Raw genomic sequence first — 16948 nt, forward strand, 5'->3', positions numbered from 1 at the left:
GGTGTCCTGCTTCCCGGGTCATGGGCGGGGGGCCTTCACTCCGTGCACGGCCTCGTATTCTGCCGCCAGCCACGGGCCCAGGTCTTCGGTGTACGCCCTGAGGGTGTGCGGTGCGCCGACGGGTTCGTACGCCGCCCGCGCCGCCCGTCGCATCGCGTTCGCCCGCTGCGGGTAGTACGCGGCGAACACCTCGGCCATCTGCGTCAGATCGCTGGTCCAGCCGTTCCATCGGGGCATCACGAGCGTGAAGCCGGTGCGGACGAGGTGACGGGAGATCAGGCGGTCCAGGGTGCGCGGGTCGTCGCCTCGCGCGATGCGTTCGCGCCAGCGCGCCAGGAACAGGCGCAGGTCGCCGTTGGTCTCCCGGGCCAGGAGGGAGTCGGGGCGGTAGCGCGGCAGGTACTCGGCCAGATCCTCGCCCAGGAGCGGTGTGCAGAGGCAGGCCACGAACCAGCCGAGGTCGTGCCGTTCGAGGTCGCTGAGGACCTGGGTCCGGCTGAGGATGATCAGGCCCACGCCGTCGATCTGGGCGAATTCCCTGTCCAGCACGTCGGCCAGGGCTCTGGCTTGTGCCCTGTCCTCGTCCGTCGGCTCGTCGCGCAGTGCGAGGAGGAGGTCGAGGTCGCTGCGACCGGGGCGGGCCGTGCCGCGGGGTACGGAACCGTAGAGATACGCGCTGGTCATCCGCGGCCCGAAAGCGGCGAGCAGACCGTCGCGCGCCGCGGACACCACAGGGCGGAAGTCCGGCTGGATCCGGCTCAAAGAGCCTTCGCGCTCGATGAATCCGCGGTCGTCGAGGCCACGGTGGGTGGTCGCCATGGGTCCACTGTGCCGGGTCGGGCGGACGCCGTCCCGGTATTTTCCGCGGCGGTGAACGGGTGATCCCGCCTCCCCGGAGGGAGACGGGACCCGGTGTACGAAGGTGTCAGCGCGAGCGCTTCGCGAGGCGCTCGACGTCGAGCAGGATCACGGCGCGGGCCTCCAGGCGGAGCCAGCCGCGGCCCGCGAAGTCCGCGAGCGCCTTGTTCACCGTCTCGCGGGAGGCGCCGACCAGCTGGGCCAGCTCTTCCTGCGTCAGGTCGTGCACGACGTGGATGCCCTCCTCCGACTGCACGCCGAAGCGGCGGGAGAGGTCCAGGAGCGCGCGGGCCACGCGGCCCGGCACGTCCGAGAAGACCAGGTCAGACATCTGGTCGTTGGTCTTGCGCAGACGCCGGGCGACGGCGCGCAGCAGGGCGGAGGCCACCTCGGGGCGCGCGTTCAGCCAGGGCAGGAGGTCGCCGTGGCCGAGGCCGAGGAGCTTGACCTCGGTGAGCGCGGAGGCGGTCGCCGTGCGCGGGCCCGGGTCGAACAGCGAGAGCTCGCCGATCAGCTCGCCGGGGCCGAGCACCGCGAGCATGTTCTCGCGGCCGTCGGGGGAGGTGCGGTGGAGCTTCACCTTGCCCTCGGTGACCACGTACAGGCGGTCTCCGGGGTCGCCCTCGTGGAAGAGGGCGTCGCCGCGCGCGAGAGTCACCTCACTCATGGAGGCGCGGAGCTCCGCGGCCTGCTCATCATCGAGCGCCGCGAAAAGCGGGGCGCGCCGCAGAACGTCGTCCACGAGTTTCTCTCCTATGTCGACCTGCATCCGGGGACCGTGTTCCCGCTCCCCATTTTGCCGGACGGTCCAAACGGTGTGATCAGTCACTCAGGCACAAGTCTGCCGCACCGACGTCGCAAGCTGTGGGGGAGGGGGCCAATCGAGGACTGATCCGCGGGGTCCACGGCGGATGTCAGCGGCTGCCTTTAGGCTGGCCGAGTGTCCAAAACGCCGGTGAGAGCACAGGCCAAGGGGGCTGGGACGGTGACCGCAGGACGTAATTCCGCTGTGGGCGAACAGGCCTCGGCCACGCCCGGTAAAGCGGCAAAAGGGGTAAAAGGGGCTGACGGTGCCGGTGGTGCCGCGGTCTCCGCGGGGAAGGGTGCTGGTGGTGCCGGGGGTGCCGCGGGCTCCGGAGGCAAGCGTGCTGCCGCGAAGAAGACCGGCGCCGCGAAGCCGGTGAAGAAGGCGGTCGCCGCTGGGCCCGCGAAGAAGGCTGCCGCCGCGAAGCCGGCGAAGTCCGCGACGAAGGCCGCTGCCGCGAAGCCGGCGAAGTCCACGACGAAGGCTGCCGCCGCGAAGCCGGCGAAGTCCGCGACGAAGGCCACTGCCGCGAAGTCGGTCAGGCCGGTGACGAAGGCCGCCGGGCCGGCGAAGAAGGCCGCTCCCGCGAAACCGGCCAAGTCCGGGACGAGGGCCGCTGCCTCGACGTCGGCCGAGCGGGTGGAGAAGTCCGCCGCCGCGAAGTCGGCCAAGCCCGCGAAGAAGTCCGCCGCCGAGCCCGAGTCGCGTACCGCCCTCGTCCGGCGTGCCCGGCGCATCAACCGTGAACTCGCCGAGGTGTATCCGTACGCCCACCCCGAGCTGGACTTCGAGAACCCCTTCCAGCTGCTCGTCGCCACGGTGCTGTCCGCCCAGACCACCGACCTGCGGGTCAATCAGACGACGCCCGCCCTCTTCGCCAAGTACCCGACCCCGGAGGACCTCGCGGCCGCGAACCCCGAGGATGTCGAGGAGCTGATCAGGCCCACCGGCTTCTTCCGAGCCAAGACGAAGTCGATCATGGGTCTCGCGTCGGCCCTGCGGGACGAGTTCGGGGGCGAGGTACCGGGGCGTCTCGAAGACCTCGTCAAGCTGCCCGGCGTCGGCCGCAAGACCGCCTTCGTCGTGATGGGCAACGCCTTCGGGCGGCCCGGGATCACGGTGGACACGCACTTCGGGCGGCTCGTGCGGCGCTGGAAGTGGACGCAGGAGACCGACCCGGACAAGGTCGAGAAGGCCGTCGGCGAGCTCTTCCCCAAGAGCGACTGGACGATGCTCTCGCACCGGGTGATCTTCCACGGCCGCCGCATCTGCCACGCCCGCAAGCCCGCCTGCGGCGCCTGCCCGATCGCCCCGCTCTGCCCGGCGTACGGGGAGGGTGAGACGGACCCGGAGAAGGCGAAGAAGCTCCTGAAGTACGAGAAGGGCGGCTTCCCCGGCCAGCGCCTGAAGCCCCCGCAGTCGTACCTGGACGCCGGTGGCATCCCGGCGCCCCCGCTCGGTGCCACCGCGCCGCCCGCCACGGGGGAGTGACACATCGCGGAACGAACGGCGGGGAAGCAGGCGTTGTGTTCAGTTGGACGGGGGTGCCCATGACACATGCACACAGTGAGGCGCACGAGGGGCGCGTCGCGAAGGACGAGCCGGTGCGGCTGAGCCGGGAGGGGCTGCCCGAGTGGCTCGACCCTGTCGTGAAGGCCGCGGACACGGTCGAGCCGCTCCAGATGAGCCGCTTCCTGCCGCCCGAGAGCGGCGCCGGGCGGCAGTCCGCCGTCCTGATCCTCTTCGGGGAGGGCGAGCGCGGCCCCGAACTGCTGCTCATGGAGCGGGCCACCTCGCTGCGCTCGCACGCGGGCCAGCCGTCCTTCCCGGGTGGCGCCCTGGACCCGCAGGACGGCGATCCGCGTACGGACGGGCCGCTGCGCGCCGCCCTGCGCGAGGCGGAGGAGGAGACCGGGCTCGATCCGCGCGGCGTCCAGCTCTTCGCCGTCCTGCCGAAGCTGTACATCCCGGTGAGCAGCTTCGTGGTCACGCCGGTCCTCGGCTGGTGGCGCACGCCGACGCCGGTGCAGGCGGTCGACCCGGCGGAGACGGCCCGCGTCTTCACGGTGCCCGTGGCGGATCTCACGGATCCGCGCCATCGTGCGACGGCGGTCCATCCGAGAGGCCACCAGGGCCCGGCATTTCTCGTCGAATCGGCCCTGGTCTGGGGCTTTACGGCCGGAGTGATCGACCGGATCCTGCACTACGCGGGATGGGAGCGCCCTTGGGACCGCAGTAAGCAGGTCCCACTCGACTGGCGCTCATGACAGGGTGGCCCACGTGAATGTGCTGGACATCCTGTTGCTCGTGGCCGCCGTGTGGTTCGCGATCGTGGGTTACCGCCAGGGCTTCGTCGTCGGCATCCTGTCGGTGATCGGCTTCCTGGGCGGCGGCCTCGTCGCGGTCTACGTCCTGCCCGTGATCTGGAGCGCGGTGACGGACGGGGCCAAGGTCAGTACGACGGCGGCCGTCGCCGCAGTCATCGTGGTCATCGTCTGCGCCTCCGTGGGACAGGCGTTCACCACGCACCTGGGGAACAAGCTGCGCCGGTACATCACCTGGTCCCCGGCCCGCGCCCTGGACGCCACGGGCGGCGCCGTGGTGAACGTGGTGGCGATGCTCCTGGTCGCCTGGCTCATCGGCTCGGCCCTGGCCGGCACGACGCTGCCCACGCTCGGCAAGGAAGTGCGCAACTCCAAGATCCTGCTCGGCGTGTCCAGAGCCCTGCCCACGCAGGCGAACTCGTGGTTCGCGGACTTCTCCTCGGCGCTCGCGCAGAACGGCTTCCCGCAGGTCTTCAGCCCGTTCTCGAACGAGCCGATCACCGAGGTCCAGCCCCCCGACCCGAGGCTGGCGAACAGTCCGGTCGTGCAGACGGCCAAGCGCTCCATCGTCAAGGTGACTGGCCAGGCCCCGAGTTGCGGCAAGGTCCTCGAAGGCTCCGGCTTCGTCTTCGCCGACCGCCGCGTCATGACGAACGCTCACGTGGTCGGCGGCGTGGACGAACCGAACGTGCAGATCGGCGGCGAGGGCCGGATGTACGCGGCGAAGGTCGTCCTCTACGACTGGAAGCGCGACATCGCCGTCCTCGACGTGCCGACGCTGAAGGCGCCCCCGCTCCAGTTCACGTCCACGGACGCCGAGCGCGGCGCCAGCGCGATCGTCGCCGGCTTCCCGGAGAACGGCGCGTACGACGTCCGCCCCGCGCGCGTGCGCGGCCGCATCACGGCCGACGGCCCGGACATCTACCACCGCGGCACCGTGCGACGCGATGTGTACTCGCTCTACGCGACCGTCCGCCAGGGCAACTCCGGCGGCCCGCTGCTCACGCCCGAAGGCAAGGTGTACGGCGTGGTCTTCGCGAAGTCGCTCGACAGCGCCCAGACCGGGTACGCGCTCACCCGCGACGAGATCAGCGCGGACATCACCCGCGGCCGTACGGCCAACCAGCAGGTGGACAGCGACAGCTGCGCCCTGTGAGGTTCTGGAGGCGGTGCAGGCCCGGCCGGTGACGCGTCAGTCGCGCGTGTGCCGCAGCCGGGCCGAGACCCAGCGGGCCCGGCGGCGCAGGATGCGGGGAATGTTGATCCCCGGAGGGGTTTGGTCAGGGCCCGATTCCTGCGGGCCACCCCCCGGGTGACGGCTCAGCACCGTGGCTGAGCGGCGGTTGCGTGCTGCGTCACTGTAGTCGTGCGTCCAGCCCATACCCCGACGTGTGCCCGTGCCCCAAGGTCGGTAATCGCGCTCAGGCCCCCCAATTGGCCTATGCGCCAGGCAATTGGCAGTTCGAAGGACAGTTGTTCCCGGACATGGCTCGAACGCGTCACCCGATCGTGCGAGGGGGCCGTGCGGACGTCACCGGTCGGGCTCGGGGTCCTTCAGCCAGCTGACCAGTTCGTTGGAGAACGCGACCGGGTCCTCCTCGTGCGGGAAGTGCCCCAGACCGTCGAACAGCCGCCAGCGGTACGGCGCTTCGACGTACTCGCCGGAGCCCGCCGCGCTGCGCGTACGCATCACGGGGTCGAGCGAGCCGTGCAGATGGAGCGTCGGCACCCGCACCGGACGCTTCATGCGCCGGTTGAACTGGATGCCGTCCGGGCGGGCCATCGACCGCACCATCCAGCGGTACGGCTCGACCGAGCAGTGCGCCGTGGACGGGATGCACATGGCGCGCCGATACACGTCCACGACATCGTCGTCGGGGAGGCGTGGCCCGGACCAGTCCCGGATCAGCCGCCCGACCAAGGCGCCGTCGTCCGCGACGAGCTGACGCTCCGGCACCCACGGCCGCTGGAAGCCCCAGACGTACGAGCCCGCGGCGGTCTGCTTGACGTCGGACAGCATCGCCGAGCGCCAGCGCCGGGGGTGCGGCATCGAGGAGACCACGAGCCGGCGCACCAGCTTGGGCCGCATGACGGCCGCGGTCCAGGCGAGATAGCCGCCCAGGTCGTGCCCCACGAGTGCCGCGTCGGGCTCGCCGAGGGACCGGACGACGCCCGTGATGTCGAGCGCGAGGTTCGCCGGGTCGTAGCCGCGGGGGGTGCGGTCGCTGCCGCCGACGCCGCGCAGGTCCATGGCCACGGCCCGGAACCCGGCGTCGGCGAGCGCCACCATCTGGTGCCGCCAGGTCCACCAGAACTGGGGGAAGCCGTGCAGGAGCAGGACCAGTGGCCCGTCGCCCATCTCGGCGATGTGGAAGCGCGCGCCGTTGGCGGCGACGTCCCGGTGGGTCAGCTCGCCACCGCCCGGGACGCCGATGCGTACGACCGAGGCGGGCTGGGCCGAAGGGGTGGCGGGGTCCGTCATGAAGACGAGCGTGCCACAACCTCGACCGTGTCACCGACTCGGTTCGCCGGGGCCACCGGACGGGGGTGCGGTTTGGCGTTCCCCAGTACGCCTGCCGTCTCCTTGACCGAGGCGGCGACCTTCTGCGGGCCCTTGCCCTTCTTGGCCTTCTTCGCGAAGACGACGCCGATCAGAGCCAGCAGCCCGGCCACCAGCACGTTCGCCGCGAAGGAGAGCAGGAAGCACCAGCCGAGGTTCCAGCCGCCCGCACCGTTGTGGCCGCCCGTCCAGGCCTGGATCCCGTACGCGAGCGCGAAGCTCAGCATGGGGAGCGAGAAGAGCAGGACCACGCCGGCCGCCGAGAGGGCGCCGCCGCTGACCGCACCCCGCTTCACGTCCTGCTTGAGCTGGGCCTTCGCCAGGGCGATCTCGTCGTGCACCAGCGCGGACATCTCGGTCGTGGCCGTGGCGACCAGCTGGCCGATGCTGCGCTCGGCGCCGACCGGTGTGCCGTCGGGTGCGCTCATCGCGTACTCCCTCTTCTCTTACGGGCATCTTTAGCAGACCTGCTGTCAGATCATGCCGGACGACTGCTCTCGTCGCTTGCCCCGCCCGTCACTTCGGCAAGCCTGCGGTGTTCGGCGGCCTTCTTCTCGTAGATCTCCGCCATCCGCAAGTGGTACTCCGGCTTGTCCTCCTCGTAGATGTCCGGGATGCCGTCGAGATCCTCGTCGCGCTCCTCTTCGGTGCACATCGCGCGGTACTTGGCGTTACGGATCTTGAGCAGGACGCTCGACAGGACGGCCGCGATGAGGGAGCCCATCAGGACGGAAGCCTTGATCTCGTCGGTCAGCAGCGGGTTGCCGGTGAAGGCGAGTTCGCCGATGAGGAGCGAGACGGTGAAGCCGATGCCGGCGAGGGACGCGACGGCGAACACGTCGGGCCAGGCCAGCTCGTCGGAGAGCGAGGCGCGGGTGAAGCGGGCCGTGAGCCAGGTCCCGCCGAAGATGCCGACCGCCTTGCCGACGACGAGCCCGAGCACCACACCGAGGGTCTCGGGCTTGGTGAACACGTCGGTCAGGGCGCTGCCCGACACCGCCACGCCCGCGCTGAACAGGGCGAACAGCGGCACGGCGAGCCCTGCCGAGAACGGGCGCACCAGGTGCTCGATGTGCTCGCCGGGCGAGTGCTCCTCGCCGTCCCGCCGGGTGCAGCGCAGCATGAGCCCCATGGCGACGCCGGCGATGGTGGCGTGGATGCCGCTGTTGTACATCAGGCCCCAGATGACGAGGGCGAGCGGCACGTAGACGTACCAGCCGCGTACGCCCTTGCGCAGGAGCAGCCAGAAGACGCCGAGGCCGACGACGGCGCCCGCGAGGGCGGCGAAATCGATGTCGCTGGTGAAGAAGATCGCGATGATCAGGATGGCGCCGAGGTCGTCGACGACGGCGAGTGTGAGCAGGAACGCGCGCAGCGAGGACGGCAGCGAGGTGCCGATGACGGCGAGGACGGCGAGTGCGAACGCGATGTCGGTGGCGGTCGGCACCGCCCAGCCGTCGAGCGCACCGCCGCCCGTGACGTTGACGAGGAAGTAGACGAGCGCGGGGACCGCCATGCCGCAGAGCGCGGCGGCGACGGGCAGCATGGCCGCCTTGGGGTCGCGCAGGTCACCCGCGACGAGTTCGCGCTTGAGCTCGATACCGGCGACGAAGAAGAACACGGCGAGCAGTCCGTCGGCGGCCCAGTGCTCGAGGGACAGGTCGAGGCCGAGCGCGGCGGGGCCGATGTGGAAGTCGAGTATGGACTTGTAGCTGCCGCTGAGCGGGGTGTTGGCCCAGATGAGGGCGGCGATCGCGGCGACGAGGAGCAGAACTCCGCCGACGGTCTCGGCACGCAGGGCGTCCGCCACGAACGTGCGCTCGGGGAGGGAGAGGCGGCCGAGTGCCTTACGGCTGTTCTTGCTGGGGGCGGGCGCGGCCACGGGTGACGACCTCCGGTCGGGTTCGGCTTTCACGAACGCGCCGACGAGGGGTCGCCGACGGCGTTGCCGACCAGACTTCCCGGCACACCAGTTGAGCTTTCACCCTACCGGGTGTACGCGGGCCATAGCTGGTGATCGTCACTTTACGCACGAAATGGGCACCCGGCGCGTTCGGCGTCGGGTGCCCATTTCCTGGTGTGCGGTGCGGTCAGTCCTCGCTCGCCGCAGACGGGAGCTTGGTCTGGATGAGGTCCATGACGGAGGAGTCCGTCAGGGTCGTGACGTCGCCCAGCTCCCTGTTCTCCGCCACGTCACGCAGCAGGCGCCGCATGATCTTCCCGGAGCGGGTCTTGGGCAGCTCGGCCACGGGCAGGACCCGCTTCGGCTTGGCGATCGGGCCGAGTGTCGCGCCCACGTGGTTGCGCAGGTCGGCGACGAGACCCTCGTCGTCGGCGGACGCCGTGCCGCGCAGGATCACGAAGGCCACGATGGCCTGCCCCGTCGTCTCGTCGGCCGCGCCCACGACCGCCGCCTCGGCGACCGCGGGGTGCGAGACGAGCGCCGACTCGACCTCGGTGGTCGAGATGTTGTGGCCGGAGACCAGCATCACGTCGTCCACCCGGCCGAGCAGCCAGACGTCGCCGTCGTCGTCCTTCTTGGCGCCGTCGCCGGCGAAGTACTTGCCCTCGAAGCGGGACCAGTACGTGTCGATGAACCGCTGGTCGTCGCCCCAGATGGTGCGCAGCATCGACGGCCACGGCTCGGTCAGGACGAGGTAACCGCCGCCACCGTCCGGGACCTCCCGCGCCTCGTCGTCCACGACCGTCGCCGAGATGCCGGGCAGGGCGCGCTGGGCGGAGCCCGGCTTGGTCTCGGTGACACCGGGCAGCGGCGAGATCATCATCGCGCCGGTCTCGGTCTGCCACCAGGTGTCCACGATGGGGCACTTGTCGGCGCCGATGTTCTTCCGGTACCACATCCAGGCCTCGGGGTTGATCGGCTCACCGACCGAACCGAGGACCCGCAGACTGCTCAGGTCGAACTTGGCGGGGATGTCGTCCCCCCACTTCATGAACGTGCGGATCGCCGTCGGCGCCGTGTACAGGATCGTCACCCCGTACTTCTGCACGATCTCCCAGAAGCGGCCCTGGTGCGGGGTGTCCGGGGTGCCCTCGTAGATGACCTGCGTCGCGCCGTTCGAGAGCGGGCCGTAGGTGATGTACGAGTGCCCGGTGACCCAGCCGATGTCGGCCGTGCACCAGTAGACGTCTGTCTCCGGCTTGAGGTCGAACACCGCGTGGTGGGTGTACGAGGCCTGCGTGAGGTAGCCGCCGGAGGTGTGCAGGATGCCCTTGGGCTTACCGGTCGTGCCGGACGTGTAGAGGATGAACAGCGGCTGCTCGGCGTCGAACGCCTCGGGCGTGTGCTCCGCCGACTGCCTCTGCGTGAGCTCGTGCCACCACACGTCGCGGCCTTCGGTCCAGGCGACGTCCTGCTTGGTGCGCTGGACGACGAGGACCTTCTCGACCCCGTCGACGCGGCTGACCGCGTCGTCGACGGCCGGCTTGAGCGCGGACGGCTTGCCGCGCCGGTAGCCGCCGTCGGCCGTGATGACGACCTTGGCGTCGGCGTCCTGGATGCGGGCCGCGATGGCGTCGGCCGAGAATCCGCCGAAGACGACCGAGTGCGCGGCGCCGATGCGCGCGCACGCCAGCATCGCGACGACGGCCTCGGGGATCATCGGCAGGTAGACGGCGACGCGGTCGCCCTTCTGCACGCCGAGCTCGGTCAGCGCGTTGGCCGCGCGGCTGACCTCGTCCTTGAGTTCCGCGTAGGTGATGGCCCGGCTGTCGCCCGGCTCACCCTCGAAGTGGATGGCGACCCGGTCGCCGTTCCCGGCCTCGACGTGGCGGTCGACGCAGTTGTACGCGACGTTCAGCTTCCCGTCCGCGAACCATTTGGCGAACGGCGGGTTCGACCAGTCGAGGGTCTCGGTCGGTTCGGTGGCCCAGGTCAGCCGACGGGCCTGCTCGGCCCAGAAGCCGAGCCTGTCAGCCTTGGCCTGTTCGTACGCCTCCGCGGTGACGTTGGCGGCGGCCGCCAGGTCGGCCGGCGGCGCAAACCTTCGCTCTTCCTTAAGAAGGTTGGCCAGGCTTTCGTTGCTCACGACATCTCCCTTTCCCAGGGTGTCCGTTGTGTCCCAGACCACAGCTCATCAGACGGCCCCCCTCGGTGACAAGGGGGGTCCGAATAATGGTTTAGACCTGTTGGGCTCTATGCGTGCGTGCCGATGACGTCACCCACCGGCACGCACGCTCTCACGGACGGGTTCACGCCGGGCGCAGCTCGCCTTCCGGCTCCACCTGGTCGAACACCTCGTCGGGCTGCTCGGTGAGCAGATAGGCCTGTGCCTCGCCTACGTGGAAGTACATCCCGTGGAGCTCGAGCGAGCCCTCCTTGAGGCGGCGGGCCACCGACTCATGGGCCCGCAGATGCTCCAACTGCTGGACGACATTGGTCAGGCAGAGCTGCTCGACGGCGTCGGCGGGGGCGCGCCCGGCGAGCCGTGCCCATGGCTGGTTCGTGGTCGCCATGCGGGCGAGGCTCGGCAGGCCGTGCCGCAGCCACCGCTTCAGGGGTGTCTGCGCGCCGCCCTCGGGCGGACTGTTGAGCAGCGCCTGCATCGCGCCGCAGCCGGAGTGCCCGCACACGGTGATCGACTGCACCTTCAGAACGTCGACGGCGTACTCGATGGCCGCGGCCACGGAGTCGTCACCGCTCTCGGCGCCCGGCAGCGGCACCAGATTCCCCACGTTCCTGACGACGAAGAGGTCGCCGGGGCCGCTCGAGGTGATCATCGACGTCACGAGCCGGGAGTCGGCGCAGGTCAGGAACAGCTGGGTGGGCCGCTGGCCCTCACGGGCGAGCCGGGCCAGTTCATCCCTGACGTGCGGCGCCGTGTCCCGTTGGAACGCGCTGATCCCGCTGGCCAGTTGATACCCGCCACCACCTGCCGAGGGCTCGGTGGTCTCGGTCTGCGGGCGGTCGCAGTGGTGGTTGCGCCAGGGGGTCCAGGGGCGGCAGCAGGAGTTCGACGTCGACGCGGGCTCGGCGATACGGGTACCCGCCCGCCCGGTCACCTCGACCTTGCCGCCCTGCGCGACATGTGACTTCTGCCAGTCCTGTAGGGACTCGAACGCGGCATGGTCCATGAAGGACCCGTCCAACTCCACGACGCAGCACACTCCTTGGGGAACTTGATGCAGTACGCGACTGAGGCGGGGCACGGCGAGGAAGGTCAGCTGCCCGCGCACCCGTACGTGATGGGTCCCGCCCTGGCCTGCGGTGCCCGTCTCGTCCACGGTGTGGGTGATCCGGGTGCGGGTGAGCCGGTGCAGGGCGACCCCGACGGCGACCGCGATGCCGAGGGCCACGCCTTCGAGTACGCCGAGGACGACCACGCCGAGCGTCGTCACGGCATAGACGAGGACCTCACGGTGGCGGGTGACCGTCCGGATGTGGTGCAGGGACACCATCTGGATGCCGACGGCCATCACCAGGGCGGCGAGTGAGGCGAGGGGGATCAGCTCGAGGACCGGGACCATCAGGAGCGCGGCCACTACCACCCAAACGCCGTGCAGCATCGAGGAGTTCCTGCTCTCCCCGCCCGCGTTCACATTCGCGGCGCTGCGGACGGCGACCCCGGCGACGGGGAGCCCGCCGAGGGCTCCGGAGACGATGTTGGCCGAGCCCTGACCGAGCAGTTCCCGGTCGAGGTCGGAGCGGCGTGCCTCCGGGCGCAGGGCGGGCTTCGAGGACGCGAGCTTGTCCACGGCGACGGCACCGAGCAGCGACTGCACGCTGCACACGAGCGTCGTGGTCAGGACGGCCGCCACGAGGCCCAGTACAGGTCCTTCGGGCAGGCCGGCCAGGGCGTGGCTGCTCCAGGACGGCAGGTCGACCTTGGTCACCGTGATCCCGGCGAACGCGGCCGTCGCGGTGGCGCAGGCGACGGCGACGAGCGCGGCGGGCACTCTTCGCAGGGCCCGCCCGGCGCGTCCGGGGATCCGGGGCCAGGCGAACAGGACCGCGAGCGTCAGCATGCTCAGGAGCAGCGCGGCCAGGTCCACGTGGGTCAACTCGGCCGGCAGCGCACGGAGGTTGTCGAGAACGGCGCTCTGGGGGGTGCCGCCGAGCACGATGTGCACCTGAGCGACCGCGATGGTGACGCCGATTCCGGCGAGCATGCCGTGGACGACTGCGGGGGACACGGCGAGCGCGGTGCGGGCCACGCGTAGGCAGCCGAGGCCGAGCTGCGCGACTCCGGCGATGACGGTGATCGCGCAGGTCGTCCGCCAGCCGTAACGGTGGATGAGGTCGGCGGTGACGACGGTGAGGCCGGCGGCGGGGCCGCTGACCTGGAGGGGTGAGCCGCCGAGGCGGCCGGCCACGAGTCCGCCGACGGCGGCGGCGACGAGTCCCGCCTGGAGCGGGGCCCCGGTGGCCAGGGCGATTCCGAGGGACAGGGGCAGGGCGATGAGGAAGACCGCCGCGGACGCGGACAGGTCGGCGCCCGAGACGCGGAAGCGGCGGGGCGGCTTCGACGGCGGGCTGTGAGGTGGATGGGTGCGGCTGGTTTCGTCGGTTCGTGTCGGATCGGCGGGGCGTGTGGGGACGCAGGCTGACATGTTTCCCGTCTCCTCCGGGGCAGCGCGGTCGCGGAACGAGGGGCCCCTCTGTGGCGGGGCAGGGTCGCGGCCGTGGATCACGGCGTGCAGCGGCGGGATGAATCAACGTTCGGTAAATGGATCGTAATGCAGAGTAAAGGTTGTGGACTTATTTTCGGAGCAAATGGGGCATTCATTCACCCCGATGGGTGAATAGGGCCCTTCTTCGGCTTGTCGTATTAATTCTTCTTCGGGCCTCGTGTGACGTTGGCGGCACCGTCAGCAAATACGGCATTTCGCCGCATTGCGCCTGCCTTGGCGCGAAGAGATCCAAGCCGAAGAGACCGAGGAAGAAGGTGGGCGGACATGGTCGCCACCGAGAAGCTCGCCGCGAGTTTCACCGCCGTCGCGGCATGTGCCGCGGCCCTGTCCGGCTGCGCGGCCGGTGATCACCGGGCGACCGGGCCCCGGCAGGGCGCTCCCGCGCCGGGAAGCGTCATGCGGCTGATCGGGGACGGCTCGACCGCGTTCACCGGAAACCAGCCGCATCTACCGAGGCCCGAGCGCCTGAAGGCAGGCCAGAAGCCGCCGCAGTTCGTGGTGTTCTCCTGGGACGGGGCGGGGGAGGACGGCAAGAAGCTGTTCTCGCACTTCCGCAAGGTCGCCAAGCAGAACAACGCGACGATGACGTACTTCCTCAGCGGCTTGTACCTGCTCCCGGAGGAGAAGCGCGATCTCTACCGGCCGCCGCAGCACTCACCGGGCAGCTCGGACATCGGCTTCAACGACGAGCAGGGAATCAAGGACACCGTGGACCAGGTCCGCGGCGCCTGGCTCGACGGCAACGAGATCGGCACGCACTTCAACGGCCACTTCTGCGGCAAGGGCGGTGGCGTCGGCGAGTGGTCGGTGGCCGAGTGGAAGAGCGAGATCGGCCAGGCCAAGTCCTTCGTGAAGTCCTGGAAGACGAACACGGGCATGAAGAACGCCGCCCCGCTCCCTTTCGACTACGACAAGGAGCTCATCGGCGCCCGCACCCCGTGCCTGGAGGGCCAGAAGAACTTCCGGCGAGCGGCCCACGACCTCGGTTTCCGCTACGACACCAGCGGTGTCAACGACCAGATCTGGCCCAACAAGAACGACGGCCTGTGGGATCTGTCGATGCAGCTCGTGCCCTTCCCCGGACACCAGGACGAGCAGCTCACCATGGACTACAACTTCATGATCAACCAGTCGGGCACCGCCACCCAGGGCGACCCCGGCAAGCAGAAGTTCTGGGGTGACGAGATGCGCAACAGCCTCCTCCAGGGATTCGACCGCGCCTACAAGGGCAACCGCGCGCCGCTGGTCATCGGCAACCACTTCGAGTCCTGGAACGGCGGCGCCTACATGCGCGCCGTCGATGAGGCCGTCCATGCCGTGTGCACCAAGCCGGAGGTGCGGTGCGTCTCCTTCCGCCAGCTCGCCGACTGGCTGGACGCCCAGGACCCGCGGACCCTGAAGCGGCTCACCACGCTGGGCGTCGGGAAGGCCCCCGCGCAGGGCTGGGCGTCCTTCATGTCGACCAGCCCCGCCCCGGCACCCAAGGGAGTACCGGGAGCGCCGGCGGTCAAGCAGTAGCCGGGGCCGGTCGGGGCGTGGCTGCGCCGGTCAGGCGGTGGCGGCCACACTCTCCTGGAGGACGAAGGCGGGGTCGACCTGGGCCGCCAGATCGGCGCCCGTCTTCGCGTTTCCCCAGCTCTGCGCGTTCTTCAGGTGGAAGTGGACCATCTGGCGTGTGTAGCGCTCCCAGTCGCGGCCCGCGTAGGCGGCGTCCGCGGCGGACCTGAGCGTGCGCAGGGCGGCCGCGTTGGGCTCCTCCAGGAGATCGAACCGGGGCGGACGGCCCTTCTCCATGGCGCGTACCCAGTCGGAGTGCCCGACGGTGACGAGCAGGTCGTCCCCCACCTGTGCACGGAGGAAGTCGAGGTCGTCCTGGCCCTGCACCTTGTTCCCCACGACCTTCAGCGTGACGCCGAAGTCCCGTGCGTACTCCTTGTACTGGCGGTAGACCGAGACCCCCTTGCGCGTCGGCTCGGCGACGAGGAACGTCATGTCGAAGCGGGTGAACATGCCGGAGGCGAAGGAGTCCGAACCCGCGGTCATGTCGACGACCACGTACTCGTCGCGGCCGTCGACGAGATGGTTCAGACACAACTCCACCGCTCCGGTCTTGGAGTGGTAGCAGGAGACACCGAGGTCGGCTTCGGTGAAGGGGCCCGTGACCATCAAACGCACGGCCCCGCCGTCGAGTTCCACAGGTCGCGCGCACGCGTCGTACACCGGGTTGTTCTCGCGTACCCGCAGAAGGCGCGAGCCCTCGCCCGGCGGAGTCGTCTTGATCATCGTGTCCGCGGAGGCGATCCGTGGATTCGAGCCGCGCAGGTAGTCCTTGATGAGGGGGAGACGTGCGCCCATGGCGGGCAGTTCGGCCGCCTGGTCGTCGTCGAGACCGAGCGCGGGCCCCAGGTGCTGGTTGATGTCGGCGTCCACCGCGATGACGGGGGCGCCCATGGCGGCGAGGTGGCGGATGAAGAGCGAGGACAGCGTGGTCTTCCCGCTGCCGCCCTTCCCCACGAAAGCGATCTTCATGTTCACCAAGCGTAGTGGGGGCGTCGCTGTTCGTGTCCGTGCAGCGTGAAGAAGACCACTCCTTCGTGGGGCGGGGCCCTGAACTGCGTAGGGTCGTACCCATGAGTACGACAGCCGACCCCCTTGCCGCTCTCGGGGCCCTTCCGGGCGTGGCCGACTCCGTGGACTCCGTGCGCAAGGCCGTGGACCGGGTCTACGGCCACCGGGTCATGCGGCGTCGCAGCACTGCCGTCACCTCCGAGGCCGCGTTGCGCGGCGCGCGGGGCAGCGCGGCGCTGTCCGGCGCCGACTGGCCGCTCGAAGAGGTGCGCAGGCGTTCCGACTTCAGTGGCGCGGGCGGGGACGAGGAGGCGCGCACCGTCGGCGCTGCCCTGCGCCTGACGGCGGAGGCGGGCCAGCTCCTGTCGATCTGGCGGCAGTCCCCGCTGCGGGTGCTCGCACGTCTGCACCTCGTGGCGGCGGCCGACAACGGCGACACCGTGGGTCGCCCCCGTCAGGGAAGCGAACCGGTCGACGAGCCGCTGGTCGAGCTCCCGCTGCCGGACGCGCAGGAAGTGGCGGGCCGACTCGAAGGGCTCTCCGGATTGATCATTGCGGGCAGCTCGGCTCCGGCCCTGGTCACCGCGGCTGTCGTGCACGGCGAACTGCTCGCGCTGCGGCCCTTCGGGTCGCACAACGGCCTGGTCGCGCGCACGGCCGAGCGCATCGTCCTGGTGGGCAGCGGACTCGACCCCAAGTCGATCTGTCCGGCCGAAGTGGGGCACGCCGAGCAGGGGCGCGCGGAGTATCTGGCGGCGCTCGAAGGCTATGTGTCGGGCACCCCGGAAGGGGTTGCCGCATGGATCGCGCACTGCGGTCGGTCCGTGGAGCTCGGCGCCCGGGAGTCGACGGCGGTGTGCGAGGCGCTCCAGCGCGGAGCGGCGTAGGCGCCGCGAACGGGTTGCTGGAAAGTCCCTGAAAAGGGTTGCGGCGGTACGAGTCCTCGTACCGCCGCTGGCATGTTCACCTGGTTACCAAGCGTCCTCGAAAATTGCCCATCAGGTCGGGAACTTAGCCCGTGGCCTGGTGCGGCTGGCCCGTAATCGACGGGTCGACGTCGCGTGGGTGCCTGGCGTTCATGCTCGGTCCGTGGGGCCTTGGTTGCGTTTTAAGGTGATCCTCTCGGATGTCCCTTGGTCTCGCGGGCCGTTGCCTTATTTGTACTCCAGGTGCGGAGGAAGC

Annotated in this window: 14 protein-coding genes; 5 read left to right on the top strand and 9 right to left on the bottom strand. The window is 70.1% G+C overall.

Translation table 11 applies throughout. The annotated features are described in order from the left end of the window. Positions 1–18: 18 nt before the first annotated feature. Together ACFC96_RS20140 and ACFC96_RS20145 are read right to left on the bottom strand one after the other, a co-directional pair. Positions 19–819, bottom strand: coding sequence for a nucleotidyltransferase domain-containing protein (locus ACFC96_RS20140; protein ID WP_376613431.1), 801 nt, complete (start codon positions 817–819; stop codon positions 19–21). A 106-nt stretch (positions 820–925) separates the two neighbouring features. Then, the gene (locus ACFC96_RS20145; RefSeq protein WP_100596519.1) at positions 926–1600 is read right to left on the bottom strand and encodes a Crp/Fnr family transcriptional regulator; all 675 of its coding nucleotides are present in this window, start codon (positions 1598–1600) and stop codon (positions 926–928) included. 438 nt (positions 1601–2038) lie between these two features. Between ACFC96_RS20145 and nth the strand changes: the two genes are divergently transcribed. Genes nth through ACFC96_RS20160 form a run of 3 tightly spaced genes read left to right on the top strand, consistent with a single transcriptional unit; the run spans position 2039 to position 5143 of the window. Next, positions 2039–3154, top strand: a complete 1116-nt coding sequence (nth, locus tag ACFC96_RS20150) for an endonuclease III (protein ID WP_376613535.1) — start codon at positions 2039–2041, stop codon at positions 3152–3154. Between the two features lie 59 nt (positions 3155–3213). Then, positions 3214–3930: an NUDIX hydrolase gene (locus ACFC96_RS20155; RefSeq protein ID WP_376255801.1), complete on the top strand. Its 717-nt coding sequence runs from the start codon at positions 3214–3216 to the stop codon at positions 3928–3930. 13 nt (positions 3931–3943) lie between these two features. Beyond that, positions 3944–5143: a MarP family serine protease gene (locus tag ACFC96_RS20160; protein ID WP_376255803.1), complete on the top strand. Its 1200-nt coding sequence runs from the start codon at positions 3944–3946 to the stop codon at positions 5141–5143. 36 nt (positions 5144–5179) lie between these two features. Here the strand turns inward: ACFC96_RS20160 and ACFC96_RS20165 are convergent, their stop codons facing one another. The 6 genes from ACFC96_RS20165 to ACFC96_RS20190 all read right to left on the bottom strand — a co-directional run bounded on the left by ACFC96_RS20165 (position 5180) and on the right by ACFC96_RS20190 (position 13117). Next, positions 5180–5368, bottom strand: coding sequence for a hypothetical protein (locus ACFC96_RS20165; protein WP_376255804.1), 189 nt, complete (start codon positions 5366–5368; stop codon positions 5180–5182). Between the two features lie 150 nt (positions 5369–5518). Next, positions 5519–6469: an alpha/beta fold hydrolase gene (locus ACFC96_RS20170; protein WP_376255806.1), complete on the bottom strand. Its 951-nt coding sequence runs from the start codon at positions 6467–6469 to the stop codon at positions 5519–5521. Further along, a complete protein-coding gene (locus ACFC96_RS20175) occupies positions 6466–6975 on the bottom strand; it encodes a phage holin family protein (protein WP_376255808.1) in 510 nt (169 codons plus the stop codon). Before ACFC96_RS20175 ends, ACFC96_RS20170 begins: the two co-directional genes overlap by 4 nt. 50 nt (positions 6976–7025) lie before the next feature. Next, complete coding sequence (nhaA, locus tag ACFC96_RS20180) at positions 7026–8429, bottom strand: Na+/H+ antiporter NhaA (protein ID WP_376613433.1); 1404 nt, start codon at positions 8427–8429, stop codon at positions 7026–7028. Between the two features lie 208 nt (positions 8430–8637). After that, positions 8638–10596, bottom strand: coding sequence for an acetate--CoA ligase (acs, locus tag ACFC96_RS20185; RefSeq protein WP_376613435.1), 1959 nt, complete (start codon positions 10594–10596; stop codon positions 8638–8640). A gap of 163 nt (positions 10597–10759) precedes the next feature. Further along, positions 10760–13117 carry a bifunctional SulP family inorganic anion transporter/carbonic anhydrase gene (locus ACFC96_RS20190; RefSeq protein ID WP_376613437.1) on the bottom strand — a complete coding sequence of 786 codons (2358 nt, stop codon included), beginning with the start codon at positions 13115–13117 and terminating at the stop codon, positions 10760–10762. A 345-nt stretch (positions 13118–13462) separates the two neighbouring features. On the opposite strand from ACFC96_RS20190, the gene ACFC96_RS20195 reads away from it, so the two are divergent. Further along, the gene (locus tag ACFC96_RS20195; protein ID WP_376613439.1) at positions 13463–14716 is read left to right on the top strand and encodes a hypothetical protein; all 1254 of its coding nucleotides are present in this window, start codon (positions 13463–13465) and stop codon (positions 14714–14716) included. 30 nt (positions 14717–14746) lie between these two features. Here the strand turns inward: ACFC96_RS20195 and ACFC96_RS20200 are convergent, their stop codons facing one another. After that, the gene (locus ACFC96_RS20200; RefSeq protein ID WP_376255818.1) at positions 14747–15727 is read right to left on the bottom strand and encodes an ATP-binding protein; all 981 of its coding nucleotides are present in this window, start codon (positions 15725–15727) and stop codon (positions 14747–14749) included. A 101-nt stretch (positions 15728–15828) separates the two neighbouring features. On the opposite strand from ACFC96_RS20200, the gene ACFC96_RS20205 reads away from it, so the two are divergent. Next, positions 15829–16653: an oxidoreductase gene (locus ACFC96_RS20205; RefSeq protein WP_376613441.1), complete on the top strand. Its 825-nt coding sequence runs from the start codon at positions 15829–15831 to the stop codon at positions 16651–16653. Positions 16654–16948: the final 295 nt, after the last annotated feature.

Origin of the sequence: Streptomyces sp. NPDC055955 (assembly GCF_042270245.1) — a bacterium.
Taxonomy (GTDB): domain Bacteria; phylum Actinomycetota; class Actinomycetes; order Streptomycetales; family Streptomycetaceae; genus Streptomyces.

What these genes read in the sequence shown, in the direction of transcription:
- ACFC96_RS20170 (WP_376255806.1), bottom strand. Translation starts at nt 6,469, where the DNA reads ATGACGGACCCCGCCACCCCTTCGGCCCAGCCCGCCTCGGTCGTACGC.
- ACFC96_RS20165 (WP_376255804.1), bottom strand. Translation starts at nt 5,368, where the DNA reads ATGGGCTGGACGCACGACTACAGTGACGCAGCACGCAACCGCCGCTCA.
- ACFC96_RS20155 (WP_376255801.1), top strand. Translation starts at nt 3,214, where the DNA reads ATGACACATGCACACAGTGAGGCGCACGAGGGGCGCGTCGCGAAGGAC.
- ACFC96_RS20195 (WP_376613439.1), top strand. Translation starts at nt 13,463, where the DNA reads ATGGTCGCCACCGAGAAGCTCGCCGCGAGTTTCACCGCCGTCGCGGCA.
- ACFC96_RS20190 (WP_376613437.1), bottom strand. Translation starts at nt 13,117, where the DNA reads ATGTCAGCCTGCGTCCCCACACGCCCCGCCGATCCGACACGAACCGAC.
- ACFC96_RS20205 (WP_376613441.1), top strand. Translation starts at nt 15,829, where the DNA reads ATGAGTACGACAGCCGACCCCCTTGCCGCTCTCGGGGCCCTTCCGGGC.
- ACFC96_RS20200 (WP_376255818.1), bottom strand. Translation starts at nt 15,727, where the DNA reads ATGAAGATCGCTTTCGTGGGGAAGGGCGGCAGCGGGAAGACCACGCTG.
- ACFC96_RS20140 (WP_376613431.1), bottom strand. Translation starts at nt 819, where the DNA reads ATGGCGACCACCCACCGTGGCCTCGACGACCGCGGATTCATCGAGCGC.
- ACFC96_RS20175 (WP_376255808.1), bottom strand. Translation starts at nt 6,975, where the DNA reads ATGAGCGCACCCGACGGCACACCGGTCGGCGCCGAGCGCAGCATCGGC.